Genomic DNA, 14,741 nt, shown 5'->3' with positions numbered 1-14,741 from the left:
CCGCCTGGCGGCCTCCTCGGCGGTGCCGACGGTGCTCGGCGCGCGCGACCCCGACGCCGCGGAGGCCCTCGCCGTGCTGGACGGGCTCCGCTTCCCCGAGGAGGGGGAGCCGGTGGCGACCCGCAAGGCCAACGGGCAGGTGATCGCCGCCCTGCAGCGGTGGGGTGGGCTCTGGGGCGGATCGGCGGATCTGTCGGAGTCCACGAACGTCGCGATCCCGGGCGACGCGGTCTCAGCCGCGGCCCCGGGCGGAGCCTTCCTCCCCTTCGGCATCCGCGAGCATGCGATGGCGGCGATCCTGAGCGGTATCGCGCTCCACGGCCTCTGGCGGCCGTTCGGCTCCACATACCTGGCGTTCAGCGACTACCAGCGCCCCGCGATCCGCCTCGCCGCGCTCATGGGGCTGCCGACGGTGTACGTCTACACGCACGACTCGGTCGCCGTGGGGGAGGACGGGCCGACGCATCAGCCGGTCGAGCAGGTGGCGTCGCTGCGGACGGTGCCGGGACTCGCCGTGATCCGTCCGGCGGACACCGCCGAGGTGATCGGCGCCTGGCGCCGCCTGCTCGTCCGCCCGTCCGGGCCGGCCGCCCTGGTTCTCTCGCGGCAGGGTCTTCCCACCCTGCCCGGCGGCGCGGAGGCGTCGCGGCTCACGGCTTCCGGCGGGTACGTCCGCTGGCAGCACGACGCCGGGGACGACCTGGCGCTCCTGGCGACCGGCAGCGAGGTGGCGGTCGCGGTGGCGGCCGCCCGCATGCTCGCGGACGACGGCGTCGCGGTCCGCGTGGTGTCGCTGCCGAGCCTGGAGTGGTTCGCGCAGAGCGACCCGGCGTGGCAGGAGGAGGTCCTTCCTGCGTCGGTGTCCGCACGCGTCGCGATCGAGGCGGGTCGCGGGGACGGCTGGTATCGCTGGGTCGGTCGGGACGGACGCGTCGTCGGCGTCGAGACGTTCGGCGAGTCGGGCGCGGGGGAGGAGATCCTGGCGAGGCACGGCATCACCCCGGAGCACGTGGCCGACGTGGCCCGCGAGCTCCTCGCTCAGCGTGCGGCGGCCCGCCCGGCCTGACGGCCCGAGAAGAGGCATCCGCCGAGGAACGTCCCTTCCAGGGCGCGGTAGCCGTGGACGCCCCCGCCGCCGAAGCCGCTCGCCTCGCCCGCGGCGAACAGGCCGGGGATGGCCGCGCCGCCGGCCTCCAGGGCCCGGCCGTCGAGATCGGTCTGCACCCCGCCGAGCGTCTTGCGAGTGATCACGTGCAGCCGCACGGCGATCAGCGGGCCCGCCGCGGGGTCCTGGAGACGGTGCGGCGCGGCCGTGCGGATGAGGCGGTCGCCGCGATAGGCGCGCGCCGAGCGCAGCATCGCGATCTGGGCGTCCTTGGTGAAGTCGTTGGACATCTCGCGGTCGCGGGCCACGACCTCGTCGCGGACCCGATCCGGGTCGAGGGCGTCGCCTCCCGGCAGTTCCCGCATGCGGGCGATGAGGCGTCCGAGGTCGTCCTCCACGACGAAGTCCTCGCCGCGGTCGAGGAACGCCTGGACCGGGCCGGTGGGCCCCTTCCCGACCCGCGAGCGCAGCAGCAGCGCGACGTCCTTGCCGGTCAGGTCCGGGTTCTGCTCGCTGCCGGAGAGCGCGAACTCCTTCTCGACGATCTGCTGCGACGTCACGAACCACGAGTGGTCGTAGCCGGTGCCGCGCAGGTGCGCGAGCGTGCCCAGCGTATCGAACCCGGGATACAGGGGAACGGGGAGCCGGGCGCCGGTCGCGTCGAGCCACAGCGAGGAGGGTCCCGGGAGGATGCGGATGCCGTGGCCGGGCCAGACGGGATCGACGTTCCGGATCCCCTCCACGTAGTGCCACATGCGATCGCCGTTGACGACCCGGGCGCCGCCGTCCGCGGCGATCTGCAACCCGGATCCGTCCACGTACGCCGGCACCCCGGTGAGCATGTCGGCGGGAGGCGCGCCCAGCGACGCCGGCCACATCCTCCGCACGAGGTCGTGGTTTCCGCCGATGCCCCCCGACGCCAGGACCGTCGCGCCGGCATGGATCTCGAAGGCGCCGACGATGTCGCGAGAGGAGGGGATGCCGCGCGCCGACGGCGAGCTGGCCAGGACGTCTCCGTGCGCACCGGTCACGGCGCCGTCCGTGACGACCAGGCCCGTCACGCGGTGGCGGGGCAGAACCGTGAGGTGACCGCGCTTCTCCGCCTCGGCGACCGTGTCCGCGAACGGCGCGACGATCCCTGGGCCGGTGCCCCAGACGATGTGGAAGCGCGGGACGGAGTTACCCGGCCCGGTGGCGCCGTAACCGCCCCGCTCGGCCCACCCGACGACGGGGAAGAAGCGCACGCCGCGCTCGTGGAGCCAGGCGCGCTTCTCGCCGGCGGCGAACTGCACGTACGCCTCGGCCCAGCGCCGCGCCCACTCGTCCTCGGGCCGGTCGAACCCCGCGGTGCCGAACCAGTCCTGCCGCGCGAGGTCCAGGGAGTCGTGGATCCCCATGCGGCGCTGCTCGGGCGAGTCGACCAGGAAGAGCCCGCCGAAGGACCACCACGCCTGTCCGCCGAGGTTCGTGCGCGGCTCCTGGTCGACGATGACCACTCGCCGCCCGGCCGAGACGGCCTCGGCGGCGGCGACCAGACCCGCCAACCCCCATCCGATCACAAGGACGTCGGTGGAGCGGATGGCGGGTGTCGTGGTCATGGGGTCTCCGTCGGCCTCTGCGCGGCGCGGGTCTCCAGGGTCGGCCGGCCGGCGGCCTGCGGACCGATCCCCGCGGGTTCCATCGTGTTCACCATCGCATACGCGGCGCGTTCGAGGTAGTCCCAGAGCGTCGCGTCGTGCAGCGGTGACAGCTTCGCCTCGTCGAGTGCCGTGCGCATGCAGCGCAGCCACCGGTCGCGCGCGTCCGGATCGACCCGGAACGGCATGTGCCGCATCCGCAGCCGGGGATGCCCGCGCTGCTCCCCGTACGCGGTCGGACCTCCCCAGTACTGCTCCAGAAACATCCGGAGGCGGTCGGCGGCGGGCCCCAGATCCTCCTCGGGGTACATCGGCTTGAGGACCGGATCCTGCGAGACCTCTCGGTAGAACACGTCGACGATCGTGCGGAACGTGTCCGCGCCGCCGACCTCCTCGTAGAAGGTGAGGGTCATGGCTTCTCCTGATCGCGGCCGTCGTCGGTGCCGTCAGCTGTGTCGGCGTCCGGGCGCGCCGGACGGCCCTTCGCGTGCCCCGACCCCTTCTTCGGCGCAGGGGCCGGCGGCTTGGTCGGCGACGGGGGAGTGGGCGTCGGGTCCTGTTCGGGCTTGCGCCGGCGCCAGAAGCCCCGCTCGGGCACGCCCGTCACCGCCGTGGGCCGGGTCTGCGGCGGGTTCGCACCGCGCACCCGCCGGGCGCCCTCGGGGCCGGTGAGCTGCACCGAGGCGAGGCTCGGGAGCGCGACGCCGATCTCGGCGATCGCGGAGCGCAGCCGACGACGCAGCTCCTGCGCCACGTCGTCCATGGCGTTCGCCCGCGTCTTGATGACGATGCGCACGACCAGCGCCTCGCCGTCGACGGCCTCCAGGCCCCACAGCTCGGGCTTCTCGACGATCCGCGTGCGCCACTTCGGGTCCTTCGCGAGGCCCTGGGCGGCGGAGAGCATCGCCTCCTCGACGGCGGCGACGTCGGCGTCCGGCGCGACCCCGACGTCCACGATCGCACGGGCCCAGCCCTGCGACATGTTGCCGATCCGGGTGACCTCGCCGTTGCGCACGTACCAGAGGGTGCCGTTGACGTCGCGGACCTGCGTCACCCGCACGCTCACGTACTCGACGACGCCCGTGGCGAGCCCCAGGTCGACGACGTCGCCGATCCCGATCTGGTCCTCCGCGACGATGAAGAGGCCGTTGAGCACGTCCTTGACGATGTTCTGCGCGCCGAAGCCGAGACCGGCGCCGGCCGCGGCCGTCAGGAGGGTGAGGGATCCCAGCAGGTTCGGGGCGAGGATCGTCACGACGATCATGATCCCGACGATGCCGAGCATCACGTTGACGATGTTCTGCAGGATCGTGCCGAGGGTGCGAGTGCGCTGTACGAGGCGCATGTCGGCGAGCGGGGACCGTTCCAGGGCCTGGGTGTCCGTGACGCGTGCCTTGTTCTTGGCGCCGTCGACGATCCGGCGCACGACCCTCCGGATCACGAGGCGAAGCAGGTACGCGGCGAGGACGCAGCCCGCGATGGCGAGCACGCACCAGAGGAGGTTCATTCCGGCTTCGCCGAGGCCTTTGAGGAACTGCTGCCAGAGGGTCAGCGCCTCTTCGGTGACGTCTTCCGTCGAGGGGGCGGTGGGGAGGATGTGCATCGTCACGATCCTAGTTCCGGCCACCTCGGCGGAGACTGAGGATCACGAGGGAGAACGACGGGGCCGGACGACGGATCGCCCGGCCCCGTCGACGGCGCTCAGCCCTGATCGGCGTCGCGGGCCTGCGCGGCGAGGGCGCGGTCGACGTCCGCGAGGTTCTCGTGGACCAGCCGGCGCAGCGCCGGCGCGGCGTCGGGGTGGGCGGCGAGCCAGGCGCGGGTCGCGCTACGCAGTTCCTCGTCGGCGAGGGCCTTGGGGTACAGCCCGACGATCAGGTAGTTCGCGACCTGGAACGTCCGGCCCTCCCACAGCGGCAGCAGGCTGTCGAAGTACGACGCCACGAACGGACGCAGCAGTGCGGCGCCGGACGGGTGGGTGAAGCCGAGAGCGGACGAGCGCACGAGGGTGTTCGACAGGTCGTCGTTCTCGACCAGCGCGGCCCAGGCTGCCTGCTTCGCCTCGGGCGTGGGCAGCGCGGCCCGCGCCTGGGCGGCGAACTCGGCCCCCTTCGACGTGTTGTCGGCGGCCAGCGCGGCGTCGATGTCCGCGGCGTCCACGGCACCGGCGGCGGCGAGCCCCGCCAGCAGCTGCCAGGACAGGTCGGTGTCGATCGTGAGCCCGTCCAGGGTCAGATCGCCGTCGCGCAGCCGGCGGACGGTGTCCGCGTGCTCGGGCGTCACCAGCGCGTTGGCGAAGGCGGCGACGAACTGGAGCTGGCTGTCGCTGCCGGGAGCGGCCGCCTGCGCGAGCTCCCACAGCCCGTCCGCCACCCGCGTCCGGGCGGCGACGCGGTTCTCCGGCGTGACGTACAGCGACGCCGCGGTCTGGAGCTGCGCCAGCGTGGTGCGGACGGTGGTGGACTCGGTCTCGCGGCCGATGTTGCCGAGCACGAGGTCGAGGTAGTCCGAGGCCGCGCTCTCCGCGTCGCGCGTCTGGTCCCAGGCGGCGCCCCAGACCAGCGACCGGGCGAGCGGGTCGCTGATGTCCGCGAGGTGCGCGATCGCCGTCTCCAGCGAGCGCTCGTCGAGACGGATCTTCGCGTAGGCCAGGTCCTCGTCGTTCAGCAGGACGAGCGCGGGACGCTTCCGTCCCTGCAGCTCGGGGATCTCCGTCCGGTCGCCGTCGACGTCCACCTCGACGTGGTGCACACGCACCAGCGCGCCCGCCTCGTCGAGGTCGTAGAAGCCGATGCCGAGCCGGTGCGGCCGGATGGTGGGGTAGTCGGCGGGGGCGGTCTGGGTCACGGCGAATCGGGAGATCGTGCCGTCCGCCGCCTCGGCGATCACCGGGGAGAGCGTGTTGACCCCGGCGGTCTCCAGCCACTTCTTGGACCACGTCGACAGGTCGCGTCCGCTGGTGCGCTCGAGCTCGACGAGGAGGTCGCTCAGCTCCGTGTTGCCCCAGGAGTGCTTCTGGAAGTACTCGGAGACGCCGGCGAAGAAGGCTTCGATGCCCACCCAGGCGGCGAGCTGCTTGAGGACGGATCCGCCCTTGGCGTAGGTGATGCCGTCGAAGTTCACCTGCACGTCGTCGAGGTCGTTGATCTCGGCCACGATCGGGTGCGTGGACGGGAGCTGGTCCTGACGGTAGGCCCAGGTCTTCTCCATGGCGTTGAACGTCGTCCACGCCTCGCGCCACTCCGTGGCCTCGGCGGTGGCGATCGTCGACGCCCACTCGGCGAACGACTCGTTCAGCCACAGGTCGTTCCACCACTTCATGGTCACGAGGTCGCCGAACCACATGTGGGCGAGCTCATGGAGGATGGTGACGACGCGGCGCTCCTTCACGGCGTCGGTCACCTTGCTGCGGAACACGTAGGTCTCGGTGAACGTCACCGCCCCGGCGTTCTCCATCGCTCCGGCGTTGAACTCCGGGACGAAGAGCTGGTCGTACTTCGCGAACGGGTACGGGACGCCGAACTTCTCCTCGTAGTACGCGAAGCCCTCGCGGGTCTTGTCGAAGATGTAGTCCGCGTCGAGGTGCTCCCAGAGGCTCTTTCGTCCGTAGACGCCGAGCGGGATCACCCGGCCGGAGGCGCTGGTGAGCTCGGAGAACGTCGCCTCGTACGGGCCGGCGATGATGGCGGTGATGTACGAGGAGATCCGCGGCGTCGGCTCGAAGCCCCAGGTCGCGACCGCGGGCTTCTCGCCGGTGCCGGAGCCGGTCGAGGCGTCGTGCACGATCGGCTCCGGGGTGGGGGAGTTGGACACGACCTTCCACGCGGCCGGGGCCGTGATCGTGAACTGGAAGGTGGCCTTGAGGTCGGGCTGCTCGAAGACGGCGAAGACCCGGCGGGAGTCGGGGACCTCGAACTGGGAGTACAGGTAGACCTCGCCGTCCACCGGGTCGACGAATCGGTGCAGGCCCTCACCGGTGTTCGTGTAGAGGCAGTCCGCGTCCACGATCAGCGTGTTCTCGGCCGCGAGACCGGTGAGCCGGATCCGGGAGTCGGCGAAGGCGGAGTCCACGTCGACCGGCTCGCCGTTGAGCGTGATCTCGCGGACCTCGCGGGCGATGAGGTCGATGAAGGTCGAGGCCCCGGGCGTGGCGGTGAAGCGCACGACGCTGCGGGATCCGAAGACCTCCGCCCCCTTCGTCAGATCCAGCGAGATCTCGTACGACTGCGTGTCGACGATCTCGCGGCGCTCCTGCGCCTCGATACGGGTGAGGTTCTCTCCAGGCACTACTCGGTCTCCCATGGGGTGAGGGGATCTGCCGCGGTTTCACGCTGCTGGCGGCGACGGCAACCCTGACAGCCTACGCCAGCGCACGTTCACTGCCATCCTCGGCTGAGTGAAAGGTGTGAGGTGGGAGCATGGAGGACGTGATCGATCCCGCCACGCCTCAGACAGCCGTCCCCGTCCTGCACGCCTCCGAAGCGGCCCGCTCCGGCCCCGCGCACGTGGAGGTGCCGGTCGACTACGACGCCGTCGTGCTGGCGAGCTTCGGCGGACCGGAGGGCCAGGACGACGTGATCCCGTTCCTGCGCAACGTCACGCGCGGGCGGGGGATCCCCGACGAGCGCCTCGAGGAGGTCGCGCACCACTACCGGCACTTCGGCGGCGTGAGCCCGATCAACGCGCAGAACCGGGAGCTCAAGGCGGCCCTGGAGGCGGAGATCGCCCGCCGAGGCCTCGGCCTGCCCGTCTACTGGGGGAACCGGAACTGGGGCCCGTACCTGCACGAGGCCTTCACCGCCGCGGCGCAGGACGGACACCGCACGCTCCTGGTCCTGGCCACCAGCGCCTACAGCTCCTACTCCAGCGACCGTCAGTACCGGGAGGACATCGCCATCGCGATGGACGAGTCCGGGCTCGGCGGCGTGCTCACCGCGGACAAGGTCCGCCTCTTCTTCGACCACCCCGGGTTCGTCGCCCCCTTCCAGGAGGGCGTCGAGGCGGCGGTGCGGACCCTGCTCGGCGACGGCATCGCTCCCGAGGCGATCGCGGTCCTCTTCTCCACGCACAGCATCCCCGTCGACGACGCGCGTCGCTCGGGCCCCCGGGACCGCGACTGGGGCGAGGGCGGCGCGTACGAGGCGCAGCACCGTGCCGTCGCGGCGCACATCATGTCGACGCTCGCCGAGACGGTCCCGCAGGCCGGCACCCTGCCGTGGGAGCTGGTCTTCCAGTCGCGCTCCGGCCCGCCGACCCAGCCGTGGCTGGAGCCGGACATCAACGACGTCATCGCCGAGCTCCCCGACCGGGGCGCCCGGGCCGTGGTCGTCGTGCCCCTGGGCTTCGTCAGCGATCACATGGAGGTGCTCTGGGACCTGGACACCGAGGCCATGGAGAGCGCCGCGGAGGCAGGGCTGCGGATGATCCGCACGCCCACGCCCGGCACGCATCCGGCGTTCGTCTCCGGTCTCGTGGACCTCGTCCTCGAGCGCGTCCACGGCACCCCGGCGGCCGAGCGCCCGCACCTGACCGAGCTCGGTCCGTGGTACGACGTGTCTCGGCCGGGAGACTGCGAGAACGTGCGCCTCGGCTTCCGCCCTGCCGCCGCGGGCATCGCCCCCTGACACCTCCGTAGGATTGGCCCATGCGCATCCACATCGCCACCGATCACGCCGGTCTCGAGTTCTCCACCCAGCTGCAGCACCACCTCTCCGCGGCCGGTCACGAGGTGGTCGATCACGGTCCGGTCGAGTACGACGCGCTCGACGACTACCCCGCCTTCTGCATCCGCGCGGCTCAGGCCACCATCGCGGACCAGCGCGCCGGGGTCGAGGCGCTCGGCGTGGTGTTCGGCGGTTCCGGCAACGGCGAGCAGATCGCCGCGAACAAGGTCGAGGGGATCCGCGCCGCCCTCGTGTGGAGCATCGCGACCGCGGAGCTCGCGCGCGAGCACAACGACGCGAACGTGATCGCGATCGGCGCTCGACAGCACACCTTCGAGCAGGTCGCGGAGTTCATCGACCGGTTCATCGCGACTCCCTTCTCGGGTGACGAGCGGCACGTCCGACGGATCGGTCAGATCGCGGACTTCGAGCGCGACGGCTCGCTGCTCCCGGACCCGCGCGCCTGATGCCCGAGGGTCACTCCGTCCACCGGATCGCCCGCCAGTTCGCCCGGAACTTCGTCGGCAAGCCCGTCTCCGCCTCGAGCCCGCAAGGGCGATTCGCCGAAGGGGCGGCGCTGCTGGACGGCCGGGTCGTGGAGAGCGTCCAAGCGGTGGGGAAGCAGATGTTCCTCGAGACCGAGGGGGACCTGTGGCTGCGCGTGCACCTGGGTCTCTACGGGGCCTGGGACTTCGCCGGCGACATCCTCGTGGATCCCACGATCGCCTCGGCGAACGGGCGGATGGGGCAGACGAACCAGCGGGGCACGGAGCTCGACTCCGAGCTCGACGCTCCCATCCTCGACACCGCCGGGGAGAACTCGCTCTCCTCGATCGGCGCACCGCGGAAGACCCGGGTCCACGTCCGGATGTCGGAGCAGACCAGGGGACTGGCGGACGAAGGGGACGAGTGGCCGCCGCCCGTCGTCGGGCAGGTGCGCCTGCGCCTGCTCACCGACGTCACGTGCGCCGATCTGCGCGGGCCGACCGCCTGCGTGCTGCAGACACCCGACGAGATGCTCGCCACGGTCGCGAAGCTCGGCCCGGACCCGCTGGTCGGCGACCCGGCCGAGGGCGAAGAGCGCTTCGTCGCGGCGGTGCGGAAGAAGGGCACGCCCATCGCGCTGCTGCTCATGGACCAGGCGGTCGTCAGCGGCATCGGCAACGTCTACCGGGCCGAGATGCTCTTCCGCGCGCGGCTCAACCCCCACACGCCCGGCAGGGCCGTCCCGGAGGACGTCGTGCGCGCGCTCTGGCGCGACTGGGTCCGGCTGCTCGCGATCGGCGTCGAGACCGGGCAAATGATGACGATGGACGACCTCACCCCGGAGCAGTACCGAGCGGCGATGGCGCATCGCGACGATCGGCACTGGGTGTATCACCGGGCCGGCCTGCCGTGCCGCGTCTGCGGAACGGACATCGTGCTCGAGGAGATCGGCGCGCGCAAGCTCTACTGGTGCCCCTCCTGCCAGGCGTGACGGACGTCGGCGGACACGCCGGGGACACCCCGCGCTGGTGATCTCGGCCGCGTTGCTGCATAAAGTGGACGGGTCCGCTGCACCGACGCACCGACAGGAGCCCCATGGATCTCTCCGGCCTGCAATCCGCGCTCGACTTCCTGGGCGGCCTCATCTGGGGGCCGTTCTTCCTCATCCCGCTGCTGCTCGGCACGGGGCTGTACCTCACGATCCGCCTCGGCGGGATCCAGTTCCTGCGTCTCGGATCGGCGCTGCGCCTGGGGCTGTTCACTCGGAAGGACCCCGGGTCCGACGGAGACATCTCGCAGTTCCAGGCGCTGACGACGGCGCTGGCGGCCACGGTGGGGACGGGGAACATCGTGGGCGTCGCGACGGCCATCGGGATCGGGGGACCGGGCGCCCTGTTCTGGATGTGGGTGACGGGCCTGCTCGGGATGGCGTCGAAGTACTCGGAGGCGTTCCTCGGCGTGCGGTTCCGGACGACGGACGCGGCCGGGGAGAAGTCCGGCGGCCCGCAGTACTACCTGGAGCGCGGCATCCGGGGACCCCTCGGCAAGACCCTGGCGCTCCTGTTCGCCGTCTTCGCGGTCTTCGCCTGCTTCGGCATCGGGAACATGACCCAGGGCAATTCCATCGCGACCAACCTGGAGGCGAGCTTCGCCGTGCCCACGTGGGTGACCGGCGTCGTGCTCACCGTGTTCGCCCTGCTCGTCCTCGTCGGCGGCATCAAGTCGATCGGACGCGTGACCGCGGGGTTCGTGCCGATCATGATCATCTTCTACGTGCTCGGCGCGCTGTACATCCTCATCGCGAACGTCGGCGCGCTGCCGGGAGCCTTCGCGCAGATCTTCTCGGAGGCGTTCACGGGGACGAGCGCGGTCGGCGGCTTCGCGGGATCGGCGATCATCATCGCGGTCCAGTTCGGCGTGGCGCGCGGAATCTTCTCGAACGAGTCCGGGATGGGCTCGGCGGCGATCGCGGCGGCGGCCGCGCAGACCAGCCATCCGGTGCGCCAGGGTCTGGTGTCGATGACGCAGACCTTCATCGACACGATCATCGTGGTGACGTGCACGGGGCTCGTCATCGTCGCCACGGGCACCTGGAAGGCGATCGATCCCGCCACCGGTGAGCAGATCAGCCCCGCGCTGATGACCGGCCAGGCGTTCTCCCACGGGCTTCCCGGAGAGTGGGGGCACTACATCGTCACGATCGGGCTCGTCATGTTCGCCGCGTCGACGATCCTCGGGTGGTCCTACTATGGGGAGCGCAACATCGAGCGGCTGATCGGACGACGCGCGGTGATGCCCTTCCGCATCCTGTTCTCCCTGGTCGTGTTCGTGGGGTGCACCGTCCAGCTCAACGTCGTCTGGTCCTTCTCCGACGTGATGAACGGGCTGATGGCGGTGCCGAACCTCATCGGGCTGCTCATCCTGTCGCCGCTGATCGCGCGCGAGACGAAGAAGTACCTGGACAACGATCCGAAGCTGCGCGCCTCGAAGGGGGAGATCGAGTCGTTCATGGCGGGCGACCCCGGCTACGACGACTGGAAGACGCAGGCGATCCCCGTCGTGAAGCAGGCCAAGGGCTGATCCGCTCCGCATCCGGGGGCCTAGGCTGAGGGAGTGCGTCAGAACCCCAGCTTCGCGATGACCGACCCGGCGGAGCTGCGCCGGGTGATCGACGCCCACCCGTGGGCGACCCTCGTCGGCCGGGACGCACAGGGCACGACCGCGTCCCACTACGCGGTGCTCCTCGACCCCGAGCGCGAGGACCTGACGGTGCTGGGCCACGTCGGACGCCCAGACGACCTCGTCCTCGGACTCGGGCGGGAGGAGCTGACGATCGTGTTCCAGGGACCGCACGGCTACGTGTCCCCGGGGTGGTACGGGGACACCGCGGCGGTCCCGACGTGGAACTATGTCGCCGTCCACCTCTCCGGCATCCCCGAGATCCTGTCCACGGAGGAGAACCTGCGTGTGCTCGAGCGTCTCGTCGATCGGTTCGAGGGGGCCCTTCCGCAGCCGCGAGGGATGTGGGCCCCGCCGAACGACGACGCGTTCGTGCGCCGGCTGGAGGCGGGGACGGTCGGCTTCCGGCTGACGCCCACGCGGGTGACGGCCAAACGCAAGCTCAGTCAGAACCGTCCGGACGAGGTCATCGAGAACGTGATCGCGGAGCTGTCGGGCACCGGTCCGTTCGCGAACGCGGCGCTGGCCGCCGAGATGCGACGCGCCCAGGACGCGCGCAGGGCGGCACGCGCGGCGCGGGCCGGATCGTGACGCTCGTCGGGGCGCTGCGGGCCGTCCGGGTGGCGACCGCCGAGCGGAGCCTGCTTCCCACGGACGAGCCGGTGGACATTCTGATCGCGGACGGGCGCATCGCCGATGTGGCGCCGACGGGAGCGCTCGACCTCAGCCGCCTCGCCCGCGGCAGCATCCTCGACGGTGACGGGAGCTGGGTCGTGCCCGGCCTCTGGGATCATCACGTCCACACCGTGCAGTGGGCGCTCGCGGCGCAGCGCGAGCCGCTGGGCGACGTCGGATCCGCGCGTGAGGCCGCCGATCGGATGTCCCGCGCGGCGGTGCTTCCGGACGGCCGGCGCGTGGGCAGCGGCTATCGTGCCGTGCGGTGGACGGACGCTCCGGACCTGGGGCTCCTCGACGCCGCGACCGGCGACGTGCCGACGTACCTCATCAACGCCGACGTCCACAGCGTGTGGCTGAACTCCGCGGCGTTCGGTCGCGAGGGGTTCGCGCCCACGATGGACGGACTGCTCCGGGAGGCGGACGCGTTCGAGATCTCTCGTCGGCTGAACGCGGCCGAGCCCGCCCTCGCGGACGCCGCGGTGGCCGATGCGGCCCGCCGCGCCGCGTCGCGCGGCGTCGTCGGGATCGTGGACTTCGACATGGCCTGGAACGAGGATGCCTGGGCGCGGCGACTGGCCGCGGGCTTCGACGCCCACCGGGTCGCGTTCGCCGTCTACCCCGATCACCTGGACCGCGCGATCGCGGAGGGATGGACGAGCGGATCGGGGATCGAGGGTGATCCGCTCGGCCTCGTCCGACGCGGCCCGCTGAAAGTGATCTCCGACGGCTCCCTGGGCACGCGCACCGCCGCGTGCTCGGCGGGATACACGGACGACCCGCACAACCACGGGGTGCTCACCGTCGCCCCCGAAGAGCTCCGCGACATGCTGGTCCGCGCCGCCGGCGCGGGCATCGACGCCGCCGTCCACGCGATCGGGGACGTGGCGCTGTCGTCGGCGTTCGACGCGTTCGCGCTCAGCGGGGCGACGGGGACGATCGAGCACGCCCAGCTCGTGCGTCATGCCGATCTGGCGCGCTTCGCGCGCCTCGGGGTCGCGGCGAGCGTGCAGCCGCAGCACGCCGTCGACGATCGCGATGCCGCGGATGCGCTGTGGGCCGCGCAGACCGCCCTCGCCTACCCCCTCGCCTCCCTGCATCGCGCCGGGGCGTCCCTGCGGTTCGGCTCCGATGCGCCCGTGGCCCCGCTCGATCCTTGGTTGGCGGTCGCTGCGGCCGTGCACCGCACCGACGACGACCGGCCCGCCTGGCACCCCGAGGAGCGGCTGGACGTCGATACGGCCCTCGCGGCCAGCGGCCGCGGAGGGACCGGCACGGACGGGGAGTCTCCGGCCCGGATCCGGCCCGGAGCGGACGCCGATCTCGTCCTGTGCGGTCTCGATCCGTCGTCCGCGTCGGCCGCCGAGCTGCGGAGCATGCCCGTGCAGGCGACGCTGCTGGCGGGTCGGGCGACATACCTCGACCCCGGATACGGGGGATAGCCCCACCATCCTTCGGGGCGGCCACCGCATGGCGGACGCGGATACGCCCGCGGGATCCTGGACGGAGGACGACCGCCGCGGTCGTCCGGCCGGAACCGGAGGACCCGATGACCCTGCAGGACACCACCCGACCCGCCCCGGAGGCGACGATGACCAGGCCCCTGTCCGATCCGCCGGCCGCACCCGCGGCACGTTCGCGCGGCTACGCCGCGGCGTGGATCATGGCGCCGCGCGCGGCCGTCTACCTGGCGATCCTCTCGCTGCCCTTGGCGATCCTCGCCATGGGGCTGAGCGTCAGCGTGTTCCTGCTCGGCGTCGGGACGCTGGTCCTCGTGATCGGCGTCCCGCTGATGGTGGCCTCCCTCTTCCTCTCCCGTGGCTTCGCCGCCGCGGACACCGCGCTGCAGCGGTGGGTCGGGATGCCGGCGTTCCCCGCTCCCGACTGGCGGCGCGGGCGCGGGGAGGGACGATGGGCGGGTCTGACCCAGCCGCTGCGCAACGGCCACTACTGGATGGCCCTCGTGCATGCCGTCCTCGTGCGCCCCGTCATCGCGATCCTCGCGTTCGGACTCGGGGTGTCGTGGCTCGCCATGGCGCTGGGCGGTCCGACCTACTGGTTCTGGGCCTCGTTCATCCCGGACGGCAACTCCGAGCAGGTGTGGGTCGGCTGGGCCGTGGAGCACCTCTTCGGCGGCATCGATCCCGATCCGGATCCGCACCTGTGGGCTTCGATGATGTACCTGGTGGTGGGGCTGGTGTTCCTGGTCACGCTTCCGCTCGTGCTGCGCGGGCTCGTGCGCCTGCACCACGCCGCGACCGCCGGGATGCTCGGCCGCTGGGACGCGGACGACCACGAGGCCGAGGTCGCGGAGCTGGACGCGTCCCGGGGTGCCGCGATCCAGGCCGAGGACCTGGCCCTCCGGCGGCTCGAACGGGACATCCACGACGGCCCGCAGCAGCGTCTGGTCCGGCTGCAGATGGATCTCGGCGCCATCGAGCGACGCGCCGCGGCGGGCGACGCGGAGGCGGCGCAGCGCCTCGCGCAGGAGTCGCG

Annotated in this window: 12 protein-coding genes; 8 read left to right on the top strand and 4 right to left on the bottom strand. The window is 71.9% G+C overall.

Annotation, left to right across the window (positions count from 1 at the left end):
- The coding region (locus MR1_RS15880) for a transketolase-like TK C-terminal-containing protein (RefSeq protein ID WP_303621330.1) at nt 1–1,066 on the top strand (1,066 nt) is incomplete at its 5' end.
- On the opposite strand, the gene MR1_RS15875 is transcribed toward MR1_RS15880, so the two are convergent.
- The 4 genes from MR1_RS15875 to pepN all read right to left on the bottom strand — a co-directional run bounded on the left by MR1_RS15875 (nt 1,039) and on the right by pepN (nt 7,029).
- Nucleotides 1,039–2,703 carry an FAD-binding dehydrogenase gene (locus MR1_RS15875; RefSeq protein WP_067249120.1) on the bottom strand — a complete coding sequence of 555 codons (1,665 nt, stop codon included), beginning with the start codon at nt 2,701–2,703 and terminating at the stop codon, nt 1,039–1,041. The genes MR1_RS15880 and MR1_RS15875 overlap by 28 nt on opposite strands.
- Nucleotides 2,700–3,155 carry a globin gene (locus MR1_RS15870; protein ID WP_067249118.1) on the bottom strand — a complete coding sequence of 152 codons (456 nt, stop codon included), beginning with the start codon at nt 3,153–3,155 and terminating at the stop codon, nt 2,700–2,702. Before MR1_RS15870 ends, MR1_RS15875 begins: the two co-directional genes overlap by 4 nt.
- Entirely contained in the window at nt 3,152–4,345 is a 1,194-nt protein-coding gene (locus MR1_RS15865) for a mechanosensitive ion channel family protein (RefSeq protein WP_084344798.1), read from the bottom strand. Before MR1_RS15865 ends, MR1_RS15870 begins: the two co-directional genes overlap by 4 nt.
- Before the next feature lie 98 nt (nt 4,346–4,443).
- Entirely contained in the window at nt 4,444–7,029 is a 2,586-nt protein-coding gene (gene pepN / locus MR1_RS15860; protein ID WP_067249115.1) for an aminopeptidase N, read from the bottom strand.
- Between the two features lie 131 nt (nt 7,030–7,160).
- Here pepN and MR1_RS15855 point away from each other — a divergent pair, with 131 nt between their 5' ends.
- From MR1_RS15855 to MR1_RS15825, 7 genes are all read left to right on the top strand, one after another.
- On the top strand, nt 7,161–8,366 hold the full coding sequence (locus MR1_RS15855) for a ferrochelatase (RefSeq protein ID WP_067249113.1): 1,206 nt from the start codon (nt 7,161–7,163) through the stop codon (nt 8,364–8,366).
- Nucleotides 8,367–8,386: 20 nt separating this feature from the next.
- The gene (locus MR1_RS15850; RefSeq protein WP_067249111.1) at nt 8,387–8,872 is read left to right on the top strand and encodes a ribose-5-phosphate isomerase; all 486 of its coding nucleotides are present in this window, start codon (nt 8,387–8,389) and stop codon (nt 8,870–8,872) included.
- Complete coding sequence (locus tag MR1_RS15845; RefSeq protein ID WP_067249109.1) at nt 8,872–9,882, top strand: Fpg/Nei family DNA glycosylase; 1,011 nt, start codon at nt 8,872–8,874, stop codon at nt 9,880–9,882. Before MR1_RS15850 ends, MR1_RS15845 begins: the two co-directional genes overlap by 1 nt.
- Nucleotides 9,883–9,986: 104 nt before the next feature.
- Nucleotides 9,987–11,471 (top strand): alanine/glycine:cation symporter family protein, encoded by a 1,485-nt coding sequence (locus tag MR1_RS15840; protein WP_067249107.1) that lies wholly within the window; start codon nt 9,987–9,989, stop codon nt 11,469–11,471.
- A 33-nt stretch (nt 11,472–11,504) separates the two neighbouring features.
- The gene (locus tag MR1_RS15835) at nt 11,505–12,161 is read left to right on the top strand and encodes an FMN-binding negative transcriptional regulator (protein WP_174522553.1); all 657 of its coding nucleotides are present in this window, start codon (nt 11,505–11,507) and stop codon (nt 12,159–12,161) included.
- Nucleotides 12,158–13,687: an amidohydrolase gene (locus MR1_RS15830; protein ID WP_255218175.1), complete on the top strand. Its 1,530-nt coding sequence runs from the start codon at nt 12,158–12,160 to the stop codon at nt 13,685–13,687. Before MR1_RS15835 ends, MR1_RS15830 begins: the two co-directional genes overlap by 4 nt.
- Nucleotides 13,688–13,794: 107 nt before the next feature.
- Nucleotides 13,795–14,741: sensor histidine kinase (locus tag MR1_RS15825; protein WP_174522552.1), on the top strand; the 947-nt coding region annotated here is incomplete at its 3' end.

It is taken from the genome of Microbacterium resistens NBRC 103078 (genome assembly GCF_001552355.1).
In the GTDB taxonomy this organism is placed as follows: domain Bacteria; phylum Actinomycetota; class Actinomycetes; order Actinomycetales; family Microbacteriaceae; genus Microbacterium; species Microbacterium resistens.
The sequence above is the reverse complement of the archived record's forward strand: the minus strand, read 5'-3'. Positions and strand labels throughout refer to the sequence as shown.